We start from the raw sequence: 18,518 nt of genomic DNA, 5'->3' as shown, positions 1-18,518 counted from the left end.
GGGCGGCACGGTGGATGCAGTATTCCGCGGACTAGCAATTTATTTTACGCTGCTCGTGATCATCCGCTTGTCGGGAAGACGGACGTTGGCGCAGATGACGCCGTTCGACCTTGTCATCGTGCTGGTTATCTCCGAGACCACGCAGCAGGCGATGCTGGGCGACGATTTCTCGATCACCAACGCCGTCGTCCTGATCCTGACGCTGTTTACCACCGACATCGGCCTCTCCTACGTGAAGAGGTGGTGGCCGCGCGCAGCGCATATCATCGACGGAGTTCCCACCGTCCTGGTGACGGACGGCGTCTACGACGAACGCGCGCTCAGAGGAGCCCGGCTGCAGAAAGAGGATGTCATGCAAGCGGCCCGAAGCCAGGAAGGCATCGAGAGTGTGACGGAGATAAAATTTGCCATCCTCGAAGTGAGCGGCAACATCAGCATCATCAAGAAGCAGAAATCCGGCTGACAAAAGGCCTCTGGTGCATCACATTCGAATTCGACGGCACCGATGCCGCTCGCGCCGATTTCGAGCAATATCATTAAGGCGGCTCGGACTGGGGAATGATTTTAATGCCCGTGTATGAAACGACGAGGCCCATGACGCGCTGCCCTTCCCACCCTGGGGCATTGCTCGAAGACATCATCCCGGCAACGGGAAAGACCAAGGTGGAAATCGCCAATCTGCTGGGTATCTCGCGCCAGCAACTCTACGATATTCTGAACGAGAAGAAGCCCGTATCGCCCAATGTCGCTGCCCGGCTTGGGAAATTGTTCGGTGATGGTCCCGCAATCTGGCTGCGCATGCAGGCATGCCTATGATGCCTGGCATGCCGAACGGGAAGTGGACGTCTCAGGCATCCCGACAACCCGGGCCACCTGAGGGAAAGCGCCGATCCGCCTCAGAAGGACAGGTCGAGCGCCCTGCCCTCGAACAGACGGTCGCGGGAACCTTCGAGATGCGCCTTCATCAGCCTTTGCGCGTCGTCGGCCCGCCCGTCGGCGATCGCCTTGTAGATGGCGTTATGCTCTTCATAGACCTGTTCCAGCCCTTGGCGGGGGCCAAGCAGGGACAGGCCGTGCAGATGCATGCCGACGGCGATATGGGCCTTCAGCGCATCGATCGAGGCCGTATAATAGTGATTGTTGGCTGCTTCAGTCACGGCGCGGTGGAAGATGAAATCGGCATCCGTGCGGTGAAGCTGGTGGCTGGTCGCCTCGCGCAGATCGGCAAGGGCGCTGGCGATCTTCTGGATCGCCTGCTCATTGCGGCGCTTGGCGGCGAAATAGGCGGCGGCCGGTTCGATGGTCAGGCGGAATTCGTAGCAGCGCTGAATGTCGGCAATAGTCTTGACCGGCGAATAGGCGAGCTGCGTTGTCGGCGAGCCATGGGCGCTGACGAAGGTGCCGGCGCCCTGTCGGGCATAGACCATGCCCTGATCGCGCAGGCGGGCCAGCGCATCGCGCACGATCGGCCTGGAAACACCCAGCATCGAGGCAAGTTCATGCTCGCCGGGCAGGCGTGAATCCGGCGGATAGTTCCCGCCGCGGATACGCTCGAGCAGCTGGTCGAAGACACGATCGACCAGCTTGACGGCCTTGCCGCGCTCGGGCTTGCCCGGCGGGCCGGCTTCCGCGTTCAAAGATTCGCCGTTCACTTCAACCACATCATTCTCCCCGGCGGTATCTTATGCCGCCTGATTCCGAAGAACCAGTTTTAACAAACTATCCGGCTTACCGAAGCCCCCCGACTTGACGGCGCACCGAAAAGACCGCCCATCGGCGGCCGTGACATCGAACCAGGGGACACCGGCCTCGATCTCGCCCTTCGGCATGAGCACCCTGACACCAAGCGCCTGGAAAACCGCAAGCGCCGTATCGCCGCCGCCGACCATCAGCATATCGGGTCTCGTATCGTCGATCACCCTTTTGACGCCTGCCGCAAAATCACCGGCGACGAGCGCCGCATCGGCCGCCATCTCGCCGCTGCAGCGCAGCAGCACCGGCAGCGCCAGCCCCTCCCCGCATTCGATCTGCCCCATCGGGGCATCCACCACCATACGCAAGGCGCCGGAGGTTTCGAGCCGGTTCATCTGGGCTGAGGTGATCGGATCGCGCGAGCCGAAGGCAAACAGCGTGCGCGGAGTCGCCGCAAATTCCGTCACCGGCCGTCGCTCGGTTTCGCCGAGCCGGCGGGCGAAGGCCGCGCCGAGGCCGCGCGCACCGACGCCGAGCGTCGTCAGCCAGACATGACCCTCGACGATCTGATCGAGATCGGTATCGTCCTCGGCATCGGCAACGGCAACGGCAACATTATCCGCGCGACCCGCGAACAGATCGGCAATCGGCAGCGGCCTGTCGACACCCCGGCCGACGACGCAGCCCCGGTAGGTCAGGCGCTCCTGATCGGGGATGGCGGGCGCCACCAGGATATTCTTCAGGCCGAGCGCATCCGCCAGCGCCAGGCTTTCCGCCGCGACATTGCCCTTGAGCCGGGAGTCGATCTTCTTCATGACGACGGCAGGCCTCACATCACGCAACACCTTCGTCGCCGATCGCACCCTTTCGGCGGCTTCGTGCTCGCCAAGCGCGCGCGAGGCGGTATTGACGACCACGACATCGCAGCCGGTGGCGATCGCTGCCTGCGCCGCTTCGACATCGACGGCGACCGCGACCGAAAGGCCGGCCGCGACGAAGGGCGTGCCCGTATCGAGCGCGCCCGTCAGATCGTCGGCGATGATCGCGGCCTTCAGCGTCATGCGATCTCTTCCGTATTGACCGCATGGCAGGCCACGAGATGACCGGGCCTGGCTTCCTTCCAGACAGGGATGACCTTGCTGCAGACATCCATGGCAATCGGGCAGCGCGTGTGGAAACGGCAGCCGGATGGCGGGTTCAGCGGGCTCGGCACATCGCCCTGCAGGATCTGGCGCTGGCGTGTGCGCTCATGCTCCGGATCGGTCTCCGGGACGGCCGACAGCAGCGCCCTAGTATAGGGGTGCAGCGGATTGTCGAAAAGCTCCTCGCGAGTCGCCAGTTCGGCGAGCCGCCCGAGATACATGACGCCGACGCGGGTGCTGATATGGCGCACCACCGCAAGGTCATGGGCGATGAAGAGGTAAGTCAGCCCGTATTTCTCCTGCAGATCGAGCAGCAGGTTGATGATCTGCGCCTGGATCGACACGTCGAGCGCCGAGATTGCCTCATCGCAGACGATGAATTTCGGCTGGCAGGCCAGCGCCCGGGCAATGACGACGCGCTGGCGCTGGCCGCCTGAGAGTTCGTGCGGGTAACGCTGGGCAAAGCGTGTCGGCAGGCCGACATCGGTCAGCAGCGCCGCTACTTTTTCCTTGAGTTCGGCCTTGGTGCAGAGCTTGTGGAAGAGGATCGGCTCACCGATCGCCTCGCCCACCGTCATGCGCGGATTGAGTGTCGAATAGGGATCCTGGAAGACGATCTGCAGGTCGCGGCGGAACGGCCGCATCTGCTTCTCGTCGAGTGTGGCGAGATCCTGGCCCTTATAGACGACCCTGCCGCTGGTCGCCTTGTAGAGATTGAGGATGGTGAAGCCGGTCGTCGATTTGCCGCAGCCGGATTCGCCGACGAGGCTCAGCGTCTCTCCTTCCATGATGTCGAGATCGACATTGTCGAGCGCGTAGACGGTTGCCGAGCGTTCACCGAAGGCGCCGAGCTTGACGTGGAAATGCTTGACCAGGTTTTCGACCTTGAGCAGCGGTTGCGCAGCCATCACGCGGCCTCCTGCATTCTCTGGACGACGAAACAGGCGGCGCGGTGATTGCTGCTGCCGCTCAAGGGTTCGAGCCGCGGCACCTTCTCGTGACAGATCGCCTCGACGAGCGGGCAGCGCGGCGCAAACGGGCAGCCCTTCGGGCGGCGCCCCGGCTCCGGCGGCGTGCCGCCGATCGAGGAGAGCCGGCTTGCCGGCGGATCGGACAGTTTCGGGATCGAGGAGAGCAGGCCGCGCGTATAGGGATGGCTTGGCCGGGCATAGAGCTCGTCGACCGGCGCGTCCTCGACGACCGTGCCGGCATAGAGCACGGCGACGCGATCGACGAGGCCGGCAATCAATGCCAGATCGTGGGTGATCCAGACGACCGACATGCCGAGCTTGGCGCGCAGATCCTTCACCAGATCGACGATCTGGGCCTGGATGGTGACGTCGAGCGCCGTCGTCGGCTCATCGGCGATCAGCAGTTTGGGATTGCAGGCCAGGCCGATGGCGATCATCACGCGCTGGCGCATGCCGCCTGAGAGTTCGTGCGGAAAGGCCTGCAGCCGTTCCTCCGGGCCGGGAATGCCGACCAGGCGCAGAAGCTCGACGGCGCGGGCGCGGGCTTCCGCCTTTTTCATTTTGCGATGATAGATCAGCGGCTCGCAGATCTGGTCGCCGACGCGCATGACCGGATTGAGCGAGGTCATCGGATCCTGGAAGACGAAGCCGATATCGCCGCCGCGCACCTTGCGCAGCTCGCCATTCGACATGGTCTGCAGGTCGCGGCCGGCGAAGGTGGCCGTTCCCTTGGTAACCTTGATCTTGTTCGGCAGGAGCCGCATCAGGCTCAGCATGGTGAGGCTCTTGCCGCAGCCGGATTCGCCGACGACGCCCAGCGTCTCGCCCTTGTCGACATGGAGATCGATGCCGTCGACCACGACGGCCGGGCCGTTGCGGCCGTCGATCTCGACCGTGAGGTTCCTGACATCGAGCAGGCGTGCTGTGTTTTGCGTGTCCATCATTTGCTCCCCCGCGGATTGAGCGCGTCGTTGAGGCCGTCGCCGAGGAAGCTGAAGGCAACCGAGGCGAGGCCGAGCACGGCCGCCGGAGCGGCGAGAAGATGCGGATAATGCTGCCAGACGCGAAGGCCGTCCGAGATCATGTTGCCCCAGCTCGGCGTCGGCGGATTGACGCCCACTCCGAGGAAGCTGAAGGCGCTTTCCAGCACCATCGCCGTGCCGAGACCGGCACTGACCGAGACGATCAGCGGCCCGAGCGCATTCGGCACGACATAACGCTTGATGATGACCCAGTTCGACAGGCCGAGCGCCTGGGCCGCAGTGATATAGGGCCGGCTGCGGATCGACAGGACCTGGGCGCGCACCAGGCGCGCGTAAGGCGGCCAGGAGATCAGCGCCATCGACCCGAAGACGAGAATGAAATCCACCCAGATCGTCTGGCGGTAGAAGGGATTGAGGGTCTCGAGGTAGCGCGCCTCCATCCAGCGGGTGATCGGCGATTTCAGCGAGGCGTTGATGACGACGACGAGCAGCAGGTTGGGAACCGACATCGTCACGTCGGTCAGCCACATGATGGCGCGGTCGAAGGGATTGCCGAAGAACCCGGCCACAGCGCCGAGGGTCAGGCCGATCAGCACGGCGAAGAAGGTGACGATGACGGCGACGAGGAAAGCGGTTCGCGTGCCGAAGACCACACGGCTGAAGACGTCACGGCCGAGATCGTCGGTTCCGAAGAGATGGCTCATCGACGGCAGCGCGTTGCGGGCGTTGAGGTCCTGGCCGAGATAGTCATAGGGCGTCAGGTAAGGCCCGAAGATCGCCGTGAAAGCAAGGATCAGCACGACGACGAGACCGAAGACCGCGAGCTTGTTGCGTTTCAGCCGGTACCAGGCGTCGCGCCACAGGCTGACCGGCTGTTCCTCGATGGTTTCAGGGGTGGAAAGAGGGATTGCGGACATGGTCAGCGGCTCCTTCTTGCATCATTGGCGCGTGGATCGAGCAGCGGATAGAGCACGTCGACCAAAAGGTTCGACACCATCACCAGGAACGATCCGATCAGCGTGATCGCCAGGATGACGGGGTAATCCGAATTGATCAGCGCCTGCACCGTCAGGCGCCCAAGACCCGGCAGGCCGAAGACCAGTTCGACGAAGATCGCGCCGTTGACGATGGTGATCATGATCAGGCCGAGCTGCGTCACGACAGGCGTCAGCACCGGCCGCAGGATATGACGCAGCGCCACGATGATCTCCGGCACGCCCTTGGCGCGCGCCGTGCGGACGAAATCCTCCGACAGCACCTCGATGACGGCGGCCCGGGTCTGGCGCACGATCAGCGCGATCGGCTGGAAGGAAAGCACCAGCAGCGGCAGCAGGATGCGGACATCGAAGATGCCGCCCCAGCCATAAGGCACGCTCGCGCCCGGGAGCAGCACGATGAGGCCGACCATCAGCAAGGGGCCTGCGACATAGGCCGGGATCGCCCAGAGGAAAAGCGCCGAGCCCAGAATGGCATAGTCGAGGCGCGAATTCTGGTTCAGCGCCGCGATCATGCCGAGCGGGATCGCGACGACGGTCGTCAGGATGACGGAACAGAGGGCAAGCTGGAATGAAACCGGGGCCGCGGCCGAGACCATTGCCCAGACGGCGCGGCCCGAGGTCAGCGAATTGCCGAACTGGCCGTGCAGCAGATTCCAGATGTAAAGCCCGAATTGCTCGATGAAGGGCCTGTTGAGGCCGGCGCTTTCGCGGATGGCCTCGATGCGCTGCGGATTATAGGCGACGTCGCCCGGCGCGCGCAGGAAGATCAGCTTGATCGGATCGCCGGCGCCATAAAAGGCCAGCGCGTAGACCGCCAGCATCACCACCAGGACGGACGGAATCCAGATGGCAAACCGGGTTAGCACGTAGCGCAGCAAGGCCACCTCCCACCTGTTCGATGCGTTCCCGCCCTTTGCAGAAGCCCGGCGGATCGCATCTCTTCTTGAAACTTGCGCGAAGGCCTTGCGGCCCTCGCGCGCTCATTGTCAGAAACGAGAGGCCCAATCAGCCGATCGAAATGTTCCAGGGTTCGGCGATCTGCCAGTCGAGGTTCTTCTCCATGCCCTTGACCTCCTTGGTGGCCCAGCGCGACATCGCCTGAGAATACCACGGGATGAAGGCCCAATCCTCGCGGAACGCCTTCTGGGCCTCCTGGGCGAGAGAGATGCGCTGCGGATCGTCCGCAGCCTTGGTCGCCGCTTCGGCAAGGGCGCTGTCGACCTTGTCGTTCTTGTATCCGCCGAGCTTGTTCTGCGCGTTCGACGAGGTCGAGGCGATGCTGCCCGTGAGATAGGAAACGGCGTCGGGAACACGGGTGCCGACGTCGTCGCGGAAGATCTGGACCGAGTTCTGATCCGGACCGGCATAGGCGTCCTGCTGCGGTTTCATGTCGACGGCCGTGATGCCGAGATTCTGGCGCCACTGCTCGGCGATGAACTGGGCGGCGGCCTGGATGGCCGGCGCCGAAATGCCGACGAACAGGATCTTCGGCAGGCGCTCGGGCCCGCCATAGCTCGATTCGGCAAGCAGCTTCTTGGCGGCTGCCGGATCATAGGGAAAGGGCTCAAAGCCGGAATTGTCGGCGCCGGGAACCGAATTGAGGATCTGATCGGCCTTCTTGTGCGGCCCATCGGGATAGGAGGCCTTGAACAGGCCGTCGCGATCGACCGCCATGATCAGCGCCTGGCGCACCTTCGGATCGTCCATCGGCGCGCGGGAGATGTTGAACCAGAAGTGCTGGCTGGTCGGGATCAGCGGGCCGGCCGAGAATTCCGGGCCGAGATCCTGGATGATCGTCGAAGTGACGAGCTCGGTATGGGCGTTGAACTCGCCGGACTTGATCAGCGATGTCGCGGTGACATTGTCCTCGATCGAGGTGATGTCGATGCGGGCAAGCTTCGGCTTCGACCCGAAGAAGTTCTCATTCGGCTCGAATGTGATCTTGCCGGCATCGATATCGATGCTCGTCAGCTTGAAGGGGCCGGAGAAGACCGGCTTGTTTTCGGGCTTATACCAGTCGATGATTTCCTCGCCGTCGCTGCCGCGCGATTGCGACGCTTTGGTGATCGGCGCGATGTGGTTTGCCAGGCGCATGAAGAAGATCGGATCGGCAGCGGCGAGCGTCACGACGACCGTGCCCTCGTCGGGTGTGGCCACACCCGTCAGCTCGTTGCCGGAGCCGGCGGCGATTTCGGCGTAACCCTTGACCTTGCTCAGCACCTGGTCGGCGCGCTGGCTCTTGGTGTTCGGCATCGAGGCGACTTCCCACGATCCCTTGACGTCGGCCGAGGTGATCTTGCTGCCGTCCGAGAAGACGGCCTTGGGATCGATCTTGAAGGTCCATACCGTGTTGTCGGCCGATTCCCAGCTGGTGAAGACGTAAGGCTTGATATTGCCCTGGCTGTCGAAATACATCGGCGCCGCCCACCAGATCGAATTCCAGCGGAACGTCCTGCCGCCGCCGCGCAGCGGCGACCAGTCCTGGTCGAAGGCCGGATGCGCGACCTTCAGAACCTGGCCCTCATCGGCCATCACGATGCGGGCATTCATCCCGAACACGGTGAGGCCGACGCCGGCCGCAAGACCGAGCTTCAGCGCGTTGCGGCGCGATAGATTGGTTTTTTCAGATTGATCAAAAGACATGGCATTCCCTCCCACGGTGAATTCGGCAGCGCTCTCCCTGCACCTGCCAGGCGCAGCACAATCCGTCCCATATCGTTCTCTCGTTATTGTAAATATGTCAACAAAAAATCGCAATTTTTGCTGCAACAAAATTTATGACGAAAAATATTGCAACAATAACAAATAGATAATTTTTCAATCCGGAATGAGCGCATTTTGTCTTCTTGACAAAAGCGCTGCAATGGCAAAGTTTTTCGCAATCCATCGCGACAGACGAATGACAATTGCCCGTGCAGCCGTGCGGTTCGAACGCGCACCGGAAAAGACAGGACGCACCGAGGAGGGCGGAATGAGCCACAGGATCACAGGCGTATTCAGCGCGGCCGCAACGCCGCTGACGGCAGACAATAGGCCCGACCTCACCCTTTTCACCGATCACTGCCGGCGGCTGCTGGCCGAGGGATGTCATGGCGTGGCCCTGCTCGGCACGACCGGAGAAGCCAATTCCTTCTCCGGAGCCGAGCGCCGCGCCATATTGGAGGCGGCGGTGAAGGCCGGCATTCCGGCCGACAGGCTTTTGCCGGGCACCGGTGTCGTCGCCATTCCGGAGACCGTGGAACTGACGCGGCACGCCCTGTCGCTCGGCGTCACCAAGGTGGTGATGCTGCCGCCCTTCTATTACAAGGGCGTCTCCGACGACGGCCTGTTTGCCGCCTATTCGCAAGTTCTGGAAAAGGTCGCCGACACCCGCCTGCAGGTCATCCTCTATCATATTCCGCAGGTCTCGGGCGTGCCGCTCTCCATTCCGCTGATCGGCAGGCTGATTGCGGCCTTCCCGGAAACGGTCGTCGGAATCAAGGAATCTGCCGGCGATTTCAATAACATGCAGGCCGTCATCGCAGCTCATCCCGGTTTCTCGGTCCTGGCCGGCGCCGATCCGCTGCTGCTGCCACTCATGAAGGCCGGCGGCGCTGGCTGCATCACGGCCACCTCCAATCTGGTGGCGGATTCGCTGCGCACCATCTACGACCATATCCATGACGAGGCGCGAGCCGCCGAGGTCGAGGCGGCGCAAGCACGCATCAACGCCTATCGCACGCTTTCCAATTCCTACGTGCAGATCCCGACCATCAAGGCAATGGTGGGATTGAAGACCGGCAATCCTGCCTGGAAGCGCACGCGCGCGCCGCTGATGCCGCTGAGCGAGACGGATTATGCCGCACTCGCCGAAAGCTACGCCAAGCTGCCTTGAGGAGATCCGCCATGAATTTTACCGGCCTGCCTTCGGAAGCCGTGCCCGCTTTGATGACCGGGGTCGTTACCCGCAACCCCTCTGTCGCCGGCCGTGCCGATGCCTATCTGCCCTCGCCCTGCATCCAGAACCATGCAGCCAATCTCGCCTTTCTGCCCGACGGTACGCTGAGCTGCGTCTGGTTCGGCGGCACGATGGAAGGCATGGGCGATATTTCGATTTACATGTCGCGGCTGGCGCCCGGCTCCGAGCGCTGGTCCGAGCCGGAGAAGATGAGCGACGACCCTCAGAAATCCGAGCAGAACCCGTTGATTTTCAACGCTCCTGATGGAAAGACGTGGCTGCTCTATACCTCGCAGACCTCGGGCAATCAGGATGGCTCGATTGTCAAATGCCGCATATCGGATGACGGCGGCAAAAGCTTCGGCCCGGTTCGCATCCTCTGCGACAGCCCCGGCACCTTCGTTCGCCAGCAGATCGTCGTCAACGGCAGGGGCGACTGGCTGCTGCCGGTCTTCCGCTGCGTCGGCCTTAGCGGCCAGCGCTGGAGCGGCGATGCCGATACGGCTGCGGTGCTGATCTCGCGCGACGGCGGCGCGAGCTGGCAGATGCGCGATATTCCGGACAGCATCGGCGCCGTGCACATGAATATCCTGCCGCTCGGCGGCGGTGATATGATCGCCTTCTACCGCAACCGTTTCGCCGAAAACATTCTATCCAGCCGATCGTCCGATGGCGGCGAGAGCTGGAGCGCGCCCGAGCCGACCGAACTGCCGAACAACAACTCCTCGATCCAGGCAACCGTGCTGAATGATGGAGCAATCGCAATGGTTTACAACCATTCGAATGCAAGCACCTCGGATGCGCGGCGCCAGTCTCTCTACGACGAAATCGAGGGTGGCGAGGCCTCGGAGGCCGCTATTGTCGCCGATACCGGCCGCAAGGCGGTCTGGGGTGTGCCGCGCGCGCCGCTCAGCCTGGCGATCTCGAAGGATGGCGGCAGGACCTTTCGGCATCGCATCGATCTTGATACAGGCGACGGCTTCTGTCTCAGCAACAATTCCAAGGATTCGCTGAACCGCGAATTCTCCTATCCCTCGGTCATCCAGGGCAGCGACGGCACGCTCCATGTCGCCTACACCTATTACCGGCGCGCCATCAAATATGTGCGGCTCGCCCCGCAAGCGCTGCCGTAAGCAAAATGCCGGCCTGGAATTGTAAATCTGCTTTCCGATCCCGCATGAGACGATGCGGGACACAGGCAGATCGCCCGGTCACGCCGAGGATTTGACAACAGATTTGGCCTCGCCGCCGCCGACATGACGGTGGCTGACCTATTAACTGAGCGCTCTATCCATAAACATCATAAGCATTTGATTTTAAATCATATACCGCCACAGAACAATCGCTTGAAACCTGTTCTGCGGCATGCTCGCCGATAAAATTCCGGCCGATCGAGAATGTCGGCTTGACAATTATCTTACAACTTTACAATAAATGGAGCGACACTATCGCCGCAAGATCTTGCAGGGAGGACTGGTTCATGGCCAGCTTGGATTCGCCGATCACGATCGTTCGGCCGCATCTGATCGAATTCGGCATCGGTACGGCGGGAAAGCTCGGCAAATGGGCTGTCGAAAAAGGTTATCGGCGAACGCTTGTCATCTCCGATGCTTTCAACGCCTCGCGCATCGACGTGCTGGAATTGAAGGGCGAGGTGACGGTCTTTGCCGAAGTGACGCCCGAGCCGGATACGGCCAACCTCGAAAAGGTGCTGGCGGCGGCGAACGGCGCCGACGCCGAGCTGATCGTCGGCTTCGGCGGCGGCAGCGCCATGGACCTGGCAAAACTTGCCGCCGTTCTTGCCGGCTCCGCGCAGACGCTGCATGACGTCGTCGGCCCGAACAAGGTGCATGGGCCGCGCAAGGCGGCACTCGCCCAGGTGCCGACGACCTCGGGCACCGGCAGCGAGGCCGGCATCCGCGCACTCGTCACCGATCCCAGGACAATGGCCAAGCTTGCGGTGGAAAGCCTGCACATGCTGGCCGACATCGCCGTCATCGATCCGGCCCTGACCTTCACCGTGCCGGCGCGCACGACGGCCGCCACCGGCGTCGACGCAATGGCCCATTGCGTCGAGGCCTTCACCAACCGCAAGGCCCATCCCATGGTCGATATCTATGCGATCGAGGGAACGCGGCTGGTCGGCAAATATCTCGCCCGCGCCGTCAAGGACGGCAACGACGCCGAAGCGCGCGCCGGCCTGTCGCTCGCCTCGCTTTACGGCGGCTTCTGCCTCGGCCCGGTCAACACCGCCGGCGGCCATGCGCTTGCCTATCCGCTCGGCACGCGCTGGCATGTGGCGCATGGTGCGGCCAATGCGCTGATCTTCCCGCATGTCCTCGCCTTCAACACGCCGGCGGCCCCTGAGAAGACGAAAGCGGTGATGGAGGCGCTCGGGCGCCGGACCTCCGACAACATCGCATCCGTCTTCGATGCGGCTTATGCTTTCTGCGCCGAGCTCGGCATCGAGATGAAACTCTCCGCGCTCGGCGTGCCGGAAAGCGATCTCGACGCCATGGCCGACGACGCCTTTGCCATCCGCCGTCTGCTCGACAACAATCCGCGCGACCTGACGCGCGCCGATATTCGCTCGATCTACGCAGCCGCGTTCTAGAAGGGATTTGGACGATGGACAGGAATGCGAAAGTCGCCGTGACGCTTGGTGATCCCGCCGGCGTCGGCCCAGAAGTGATCGTCAAGGCTCTGGCGGCCCTTCCCAAAGAAGAGCGCCGCGACTTCGTCATCGTCGGCAATGTCGAAGCGCTGGAGCGCGCCGACCGCGCCACCGGCGCCGGCCTGCGGTTCGGCCCCGCCGATGCCGCAGGCGACGACAGGATCGCCGTTGACGAAGTCCCGCTCGGCGCCGCCCTGCCCGAGATCGGCAAGGTCAGCCCCGTCGCCGGCGATGCCTCGGTGCGCTACATCACCCGCGCCGTCGATCTTGCCATGTCCGGACAAGCCGATGTCATCGTCACCGCGCCGATCAACAAGGAGGCGATGAACCTTGCCGGCCATCACCATGACGGCCATACCGGGCTGCTCGCCCATCTCACCGGCTCGAAGAGCTCCTTCATGCTGCTTGCCTCCGAGCGGCTGAACACCATCCATGTCTCGACCCATATCTCGCTGAAGGGCGCAATCGAGCGCGCCAAGACCGAGCGGGTGCTGGCGACCATCGAGGCCGGCCACCGCCATTTCCTGCGCCTCGGCAAGAAGGCGCGCATCGCCGTTGCCGGCCTCAACCCGCATTGCGGCGAAAACGGCCTGTTCGGCACCGAGGATACGGAATTCCTGGCACCCGCCGTCGAGCAGGCGCAGGCTAGGGGTATCGACGTCGTCGGGCCGATCTCGGCCGATACGGTGTTCGCCCGCGCTTATAACGGCGCCTTCGACCTCGTCATCGCCCAATATCACGACCAGGGCCACATCCCGATCAAGCTCGTTGCCTTCGAGACGGCGGTCAACGTCTCGCTCGGCCTGCCGATCGACCGCGTCTCGGTCGACCACGGCACCGCCTTCGACATTGCCGGCACGGGGAAGGCCAACCACGTCAACATGCTCTCGGCCATCGCCTATGCCCGGCTGATGGCGCGCTCGCCGCGGCAGAGCGCATAATCAGACGAGATCCGTTGACGGCTCATCGAGCTGGCCGAGCCCGCATGGTCATTGTTTTGTCTACGAGACGAGCCGTTCCGTAAGCGAAACACACGACCGCGCTGAGAAGCACGAAAAAAGCGAGAGGGCCGCTCAACCCGATCGACCCGGCGACTGGCTTGAAAACACCGATCACACCGCGGTGCAGAATGTAGACGGGGTAGGAGATATAGCCCACCCACGTCGCCAACCTCTCGGCTTTTGCGGGCATCTCCAGAAAGAGGCCAAGCATCACGATGAGCGGCGCCAGGGCCATCGTGAACATCAGATCGTAGTAGGGCCGCAGGAGGGAAGGAACCGGCGCGGCCATGAAAATCATCAGAAGAAGGCACGGCAGGATCGCCGTCCAACCTTTCCTCCAGGCCGGCATGCCACCGAATAGACGGCTGATCACGACCCCTGCAGTAAATGAAAACATGACCCTTGGAAGACCACCTATTGCGGAAGGCCATTCCCAGCCGATATTCAACATACCGTACTTAAGACCCACAAAGGCCAAAAGCGCAGCTGAAATCAAAGCGACGAGGCAAAGGGCACGGACGGAGAGCCGGAAGAGCCATAGCGCGAAGACTATGTTTACCAACAGTTCCCAGAACATCGACCATGCAGGGCCATTGATTGGAAACATACCCTGCATTGGGTTGGTTTGAAGGAAATACATCGGGCTGGGCAGAAAAATCCCGTTGGCAACGGTCGACGCCAACAGGTCAATGACGCTCTGATGTCTCAGGCCCCAGCCTGTTAACAATATGATCTGTACGAGACCGACCAAAATTCCGATCAAATAGAGCGGATAAAGGCGCTTGATTCGAGCCGCCATGAACGCCGGGAACGGCAGGCCACGTGCAAGCCGTTTTCCATAAATCTCGGCGATGATAAACCCGCTGAGTACGAAGAAAAAGTCGACCGCCAGATAGGCCGACGGGGCATATCGTTCCTGGAAATGTGTGGCAACGACACAGATCGCGGCAAAGCCGCGCATTGCATCCAGGGAATAGTAACGGCTGCGGTCGGGAATCGAGACTTCCGCGGCGTCAATCGTCGATGGCGAATAACCGCGGTCGAGACTGGTCATCTGATCGATATCCTATTCGCTTGTGCCTGAGCGGCGGTCAGATGCGGTGGATTGAAACTGACATCCGTGCCGACCACTTTGCGCATCAGTGGCACCTCCGCGAGGCTGGTCTGCGGAGGTGCCCAGATATCACGATTGATGTGCCACAGGGTCGACAAGCTCGTCCCTGTTGGTTTTGCGCTGTCGTACCTGCTTTATGCTGCCGATCAAGACATTGAGATGAGATCTGCACAGAACAAAGATCAGGCAGCAATATGCAATTCCGCCGGCGACGATTTCCACGGCCAGACGTGGATAAGGCGACCAATGCATCAGCGCTTCATGCAGGAGCAAAACGACAGCAACCATTCCTGCACAAGCCAGGCTTGGCCGAAGGAATTGCATCAGATAGGCCCCGACGCTCAGCTCTATATGGCGCGAAACCTTCCAGCTGGTGATCGGCCAAAACAACAGAACTTCGATCATAATCGCGAAAACAACTATTGTGACGCCGAAAGGATAAAGAACTGCGATCGTCACGAGCGTGAGGAGATTTCGTGCCAACTGGTAGTAGAACCACCAATCCATCTCCCCCTGGCTCTTGATCAAGGATGCCTGCACGTAGCCGATCCCAGCCATCAACCCGATAACGCAGTAGAACCGAACCGGCCAAACGGCCTCGATCCAATGCGCACCGAAAATTGTCGTGATCGCATCGCCGGCAACTGCGGCAAGGCCGATGAAGACGGGATAGGAAACCAGGGCGCAGCCAAACGTCGCCATCAAAAATGCTTCTCGAACTTTCTTCGGATCAGTCCGCAACGAGGACAGCAAGACGTGGGTGACCGATGTTAAGCCCCCGGCGATGACGTTGTTGATCATATCGAACAAACGCTTCGAGAAATTATAGATACCGAGCGCTGACGGGCTCAGGAGCACACCGATGATCAAATTGTCCAAGCTCATCGTTTGTAAGAACCGAGTGCCGGATGCAAAAAAGCCGTAATGCAGCAGGTCGTTCAGGCTTTCTCGCTTCACGTTAAGCCCGGGCGACCACCCGGCACCCCAGAAAGCAGCGCCGCATGATGCCGCTGTGGCCGCGATCTGGGCAATCGCAAGCGCCCACAAGCCGAAACCCGCGAGAACCAAAACAAGACAAATACAACCAGAAGTAATTGTGGCGATAACAGTCCGGACGGCAACGAGGTGAAATGACATCTTCCTGTTGACGATCGCATTCGGAACGACGGCCGTGAAGTCGAAGAACACCTTCAGTCCCATGATGTAGATAAGGGACGTGATTTCCTTATGTCCCACGTAGGCCGCGATGGGCGAAGCGGCGACACACAAAACGCCATAGACCAAGAATGAAAAAGCAAGCGAAAGCATAAATATCGTATCGAGGTGGCTTCGCCTTATTTCGGATCGCTGTATGATTGCTTCGCCAAATGCGGTCGGTCCAAAACTGCCGGCAAACGACACGATGCTGAATGCCAGGGCGACAAGACCGAAATCCTGAGGCTGGAGGACTCGAGACGTCACCACGAAAACTGCGAAGGTGAGGACTGTCGGAATGAGCGTGCTCATCGCCGACCAGAAGGCACCCGTTACGGCCGCCGAGGATCGGTTCTTATTGACATGGCTGAATAGAATATCATCGTCTCGTGCAACCGACAAAACTGAACTCCTACAGGGAATCAAACTATAGAGGGATGGGGGACGAGATCCGGGGCGGGAAGACCGGGACGTAGATCCATCGGTCTACTCGACTTGTACCAGGTGCCGTTCATCTCATACGGGAGGCGGGACATGGCCGCCAAAAGCTCACCGGCATTTGTCGCCTTCTCCACCAGCAGAGTGTCGCCGGTCCAGCTACCGATGAAGTCGTGCAGCCTGCTTCCGCTTCTCGCAACCGCGACATGCGGCTTATTGAGCAAAAGACAAAGAGTATGACCATGGAGGCGGTTGGTGATAATCCGCTGCGCGCCGGACAGCATCTTCACACCATAATCGACATACCGAGCAGCGACATCCTCGTGATGTTGGGCCACCATCTCGGAACGGCTAAAGCCACGCCGCATTGCGGCCTTGAGGACACTCGACTTGCGCAGGCGCGACAAACTATCCGGACCGTTGATCCAATTGGTAAGAGGTCCGTCAACGATCGCTCGGGCTTCAGCTATATCGACGTCGTCCTCTCCAAAAGGCTGCATGACGTATAATGCCCGGAGAGGATCGGCTTCGAACGGTTTAAGCAGGTCGATAGCGAATGCCGTGTCCGGCCCAGCCTCGACATCGCAATCGAAGTTCGCTTTTGCCAGCTCGAAACTCTGCTCGTCGCGCGTCATAAAGAAAAATTTGCGATGCCTCCCAATCGTACGCTTCGCGTAGTCCATAAGGGCCTCGTTGGCGAAATCGACTGTTTGAGGCATCTGAATGATGGTTCGATCCGGATATTTGCACGCCAACCGGTAGCGAATATCGTCTCTGCCGGTCCGCGCATCTCCGAAGTCGGACCACCCACAAATGAATATTGGAGCGTCGCCGGGCGTGGATTTTATCTCGTTAATACTTTGAAGAGAGCCGCCGGTAAGTACCGGCAGGCGCCCTGTTACCTCCTGCAATACCTTCGCCAATCCCAGCCAACTTGCGTGGTGGCCTGGATCTTTATTGGATGGAAAATCCATTATAATGTAAGGCTGTCCTCTACTAACAAATTTCCTTACCGATCTAATCAACTTTTCCTGCAGTCGCCGGATTACAACTTCGCCGAGATGATACATATATTCTACTTGCATTTTCAAAATTGGATCAGCAATTACATGCCCAAGTTTAGGAGTCAATTGGACAGCCGTGCGTCATAGCTACGCACCAAATTTGCCTTACTTTTTAAGGTAAATGAGAACGAGGTTCGGACCTTGCGCGCAACGGTCGAAAGGGATGCGGAAGCATGACCAGGATGCGCGAAAAATTGGGCTTATCACATGCCGAACAAGCGGCGGTCCCAGTAGACGGGTTGGTGGAGGCTGACCGCGATCGATGGGAATTCCGGGTGGGCCGGGTTGATCAGCACGTTGCGGTCGACCCGGGCAACGACGCTCGGCACCAGCAGGATGGCGCTGCGCTTTTCCTGGCACCACTTTTCGCCGAAAACCTTGCTGACGCCGGCCGGCATGCTGTCCCAGCCCGGCAGCGCCGGCTCGGAAAAGATCTCATAGCTGAGCCCGCGCGGCATTGATATCGTGACGTAATGCTGGTTGGGCGGCAGCCTGCCGCTGCCATGGACGAGCTTTTCCAGCAGCGCCGTCGAATAGTGCTCACTCGTATAGATGATCGGGCTGCCCGACGTGTTCCACCGCCCCGGCGCGATGGTCGAGCCGGTGGCATCGAAGATCGGGTAGGTTCCGTTGGGATCTCCGATCCGGACGGATGTCAGCGTACGGTCAAGAAGCTGTGCGCTCACGCAGCGCTGCCGTATTTCAGGCTTCCAAGGATATCGAGCACGAGCTCGCCGCCGATCTCGCTCTGGATGACGACGTCGATCGGCCGCCTGTCCTCCAGCATCGCATGCGGGCGAAACAGGAAATCGCGCGCCTCGGCCTCGGTCTGCCAGACATCGAGCGCCAGCCCCCAGACACGCGCGAGACGGGCGAGCCTTATGCCCTCATCGGAGGAGAGCCGATGCTTAGACTTGCGCCGTTCATAGGTGGCCTTGGGAACGAGCCGGTATTTGAACTGCGCGTCGCTTGGGGCGAGAAGCAGCGCCATGCGGTCAAGCGCCTTGACCGGCAATCCCGCCTCGATGCTGGAGAGCAGGCCGAAGGCCGAACGCGACGCCGGTTCCCTGGCAGGCAGTCCGAGAACGTCGGCAACGACAGCAAACCCCATCATGACAATGCTCCTTTTCACTTGAGGTTATATTTAGTATCAAGTGGGCCGATGATCAAGTGAGTCATTTGCCGAGCCACGCACCATCGTTTGCGGCAAACCCCGGCCATGAACGAGCTTGCGGTCCGCCCAGTCTTTTTCCCAGAGAGCACCTTTTTGGAAATTCCTTTCTCCTCATTTTGGTTAGTCTACTTAATTT

General features: G+C 60.9%; 17 protein-coding genes and 1 pseudogene. 6 read left to right on the top strand and 12 right to left on the bottom strand.

What is annotated here, in order from left to right; translation table 11 throughout:
• Positions 1 to 10 precede the first annotated feature (10 nt).
• A complete protein-coding gene (locus QMO80_RS32045; protein ID WP_283201586.1) occupies positions 11 to 463 on the top strand; it encodes a DUF421 domain-containing protein in 453 nt (150 codons plus the stop codon).
• 104 nt (positions 464 to 567) lie between these two features.
• Positions 568 to 877: pseudogene (locus QMO80_RS32040) on the top strand (HigA family addiction module antitoxin).
• A 19-nt stretch (positions 878 to 896) separates the two neighbouring features.
• Here QMO80_RS32040 and QMO80_RS32035 read toward each other — a convergent pair.
• From QMO80_RS32035 to QMO80_RS32005, 7 genes are all read right to left on the bottom strand, one after another.
• Positions 897 to 1,661: a FadR/GntR family transcriptional regulator gene (locus tag QMO80_RS32035; RefSeq protein WP_116408825.1), complete on the bottom strand. Its 765-nt coding sequence runs from the start codon at positions 1,659 to 1,661 to the stop codon at positions 897 to 899.
• A 21-nt stretch (positions 1,662 to 1,682) separates the two neighbouring features.
• Positions 1,683 to 2,753, bottom strand: coding sequence for a four-carbon acid sugar kinase family protein (locus QMO80_RS32030; protein WP_283201585.1), 1,071 nt, complete (start codon positions 2,751 to 2,753; stop codon positions 1,683 to 1,685).
• A complete protein-coding gene (locus QMO80_RS32025) occupies positions 2,750 to 3,742 on the bottom strand; it encodes an ABC transporter ATP-binding protein (protein ID WP_283201584.1) in 993 nt (330 codons plus the stop codon). Before QMO80_RS32025 ends, QMO80_RS32030 begins: the two co-directional genes overlap by 4 nt.
• Positions 3,742 to 4,749: an ABC transporter ATP-binding protein gene (locus tag QMO80_RS32020; protein ID WP_283201583.1), complete on the bottom strand. Its 1,008-nt coding sequence runs from the start codon at positions 4,747 to 4,749 to the stop codon at positions 3,742 to 3,744. Before QMO80_RS32020 ends, QMO80_RS32025 begins: the two co-directional genes overlap by 1 nt.
• Complete coding sequence (locus tag QMO80_RS32015; RefSeq protein ID WP_283201582.1) at positions 4,746 to 5,705, bottom strand: ABC transporter permease; 960 nt, start codon at positions 5,703 to 5,705, stop codon at positions 4,746 to 4,748. Before QMO80_RS32015 ends, QMO80_RS32020 begins: the two co-directional genes overlap by 4 nt.
• A gap of 2 nt (positions 5,706 to 5,707) precedes the next feature.
• Entirely contained in the window at positions 5,708 to 6,664 is a 957-nt protein-coding gene (locus QMO80_RS32010) for an ABC transporter permease (protein WP_283201581.1), read from the bottom strand.
• Positions 6,665 to 6,791: 127 nt separating this feature from the next.
• Positions 6,792 to 8,429, bottom strand: coding sequence for an ABC transporter substrate-binding protein (locus tag QMO80_RS32005; RefSeq protein WP_283201580.1), 1,638 nt, complete (start codon positions 8,427 to 8,429; stop codon positions 6,792 to 6,794).
• Positions 8,430 to 8,757: 328 nt separating this feature from the next.
• Here QMO80_RS32005 and QMO80_RS32000 point away from each other — a divergent pair, with 328 nt between their 5' ends.
• From QMO80_RS32000 to pdxA, 4 genes are all read left to right on the top strand, one after another.
• Complete coding sequence (locus QMO80_RS32000) at positions 8,758 to 9,660, top strand: dihydrodipicolinate synthase family protein (RefSeq protein WP_283201579.1); 903 nt, start codon at positions 8,758 to 8,760, stop codon at positions 9,658 to 9,660.
• A gap of 11 nt (positions 9,661 to 9,671) precedes the next feature.
• A complete protein-coding gene (locus QMO80_RS31995) occupies positions 9,672 to 10,856 on the top strand; it encodes an exo-alpha-sialidase (protein ID WP_283201578.1) in 1,185 nt (394 codons plus the stop codon).
• A 347-nt stretch (positions 10,857 to 11,203) separates the two neighbouring features.
• The gene (locus QMO80_RS31990) at positions 11,204 to 12,337 is read left to right on the top strand and encodes an iron-containing alcohol dehydrogenase (protein ID WP_283201577.1); all 1,134 of its coding nucleotides are present in this window, start codon (positions 11,204 to 11,206) and stop codon (positions 12,335 to 12,337) included.
• A gap of 14 nt (positions 12,338 to 12,351) precedes the next feature.
• Positions 12,352 to 13,338: a 4-hydroxythreonine-4-phosphate dehydrogenase PdxA gene (gene pdxA / locus QMO80_RS31985; protein ID WP_283201576.1), complete on the top strand. Its 987-nt coding sequence runs from the start codon at positions 12,352 to 12,354 to the stop codon at positions 13,336 to 13,338.
• A 22-nt stretch (positions 13,339 to 13,360) separates the two neighbouring features.
• On the opposite strand, the gene QMO80_RS31980 is transcribed toward pdxA, so the two are convergent.
• From QMO80_RS31980 to QMO80_RS31960, 5 genes are all read right to left on the bottom strand, one after another.
• The gene (locus tag QMO80_RS31980) at positions 13,361 to 14,452 is read right to left on the bottom strand and encodes an acyltransferase (protein WP_283201575.1); all 1,092 of its coding nucleotides are present in this window, start codon (positions 14,450 to 14,452) and stop codon (positions 13,361 to 13,363) included.
• Between the two features lie 129 nt (positions 14,453 to 14,581).
• Entirely contained in the window at positions 14,582 to 16,108 is a 1,527-nt protein-coding gene (locus QMO80_RS31975; protein WP_283201574.1) for a lipopolysaccharide biosynthesis protein, read from the bottom strand.
• A 20-nt stretch (positions 16,109 to 16,128) separates the two neighbouring features.
• A complete protein-coding gene (locus QMO80_RS31970; protein ID WP_283201782.1) occupies positions 16,129 to 17,214 on the bottom strand; it encodes a polysaccharide pyruvyl transferase family protein in 1,086 nt (361 codons plus the stop codon).
• A gap of 197 nt (positions 17,215 to 17,411) precedes the next feature.
• A complete protein-coding gene (locus QMO80_RS31965; RefSeq protein ID WP_283201573.1) occupies positions 17,412 to 17,894 on the bottom strand; it encodes an RES family NAD+ phosphorylase in 483 nt (160 codons plus the stop codon).
• Entirely contained in the window at positions 17,891 to 18,322 is a 432-nt protein-coding gene (locus QMO80_RS31960) for an antitoxin Xre-like helix-turn-helix domain-containing protein (RefSeq protein ID WP_049733229.1), read from the bottom strand. Before QMO80_RS31960 ends, QMO80_RS31965 begins: the two co-directional genes overlap by 4 nt.
• Positions 18,323 to 18,518: the final 196 nt, after the last annotated feature.

The sequence above is a fragment of the Rhizobium sp. BT03 genome, assembly GCF_030053155.1.
Lineage (GTDB): Bacteria > Pseudomonadota > Alphaproteobacteria > Rhizobiales > Rhizobiaceae > Rhizobium.
This window is presented reverse-complemented; position numbering and strand designations above follow the sequence as displayed.

What these genes read in the sequence shown, in the direction of transcription:
- QMO80_RS32030 (WP_283201585.1), bottom strand. Translation starts at nt 2,753, where the DNA reads ATGACGCTGAAGGCCGCGATCATCGCCGACGATCTGACGGGCGCGCTC.
- QMO80_RS32025 (WP_283201584.1), bottom strand. Translation starts at nt 3,742, where the DNA reads ATGGCTGCGCAACCGCTGCTCAAGGTCGAAAACCTGGTCAAGCATTTC.
- QMO80_RS32020 (WP_283201583.1), bottom strand. Translation starts at nt 4,749, where the DNA reads ATGATGGACACGCAAAACACAGCACGCCTGCTCGATGTCAGGAACCTC.
- QMO80_RS32015 (WP_283201582.1), bottom strand. Translation starts at nt 5,705, where the DNA reads ATGTCCGCAATCCCTCTTTCCACCCCTGAAACCATCGAGGAACAGCCG.
- QMO80_RS32005 (WP_283201580.1), bottom strand. Translation starts at nt 8,429, where the DNA reads ATGTCTTTTGATCAATCTGAAAAAACCAATCTATCGCGCCGCAACGCG.
- QMO80_RS32000 (WP_283201579.1), top strand. Translation starts at nt 8,758, where the DNA reads ATGAGCCACAGGATCACAGGCGTATTCAGCGCGGCCGCAACGCCGCTG.
- QMO80_RS31995 (WP_283201578.1), top strand. Translation starts at nt 9,672, where the DNA reads ATGAATTTTACCGGCCTGCCTTCGGAAGCCGTGCCCGCTTTGATGACC.
- QMO80_RS31990 (WP_283201577.1), top strand. Translation starts at nt 11,204, where the DNA reads ATGGCCAGCTTGGATTCGCCGATCACGATCGTTCGGCCGCATCTGATC.
- pdxA (WP_283201576.1), top strand. Translation starts at nt 12,352, where the DNA reads ATGGACAGGAATGCGAAAGTCGCCGTGACGCTTGGTGATCCCGCCGGC.
- QMO80_RS31980 (WP_283201575.1), bottom strand. Translation starts at nt 14,452, where the DNA reads ATGACCAGTCTCGACCGCGGTTATTCGCCATCGACGATTGACGCCGCG.
- QMO80_RS31970 (WP_283201782.1), bottom strand. Translation starts at nt 17,214, where the DNA reads ATGTATCATCTCGGCGAAGTTGTAATCCGGCGACTGCAGGAAAAGTTG.
- QMO80_RS31960 (WP_049733229.1), bottom strand. Translation starts at nt 18,322, where the DNA reads ATGATGGGGTTTGCTGTCGTTGCCGACGTTCTCGGACTGCCTGCCAGG.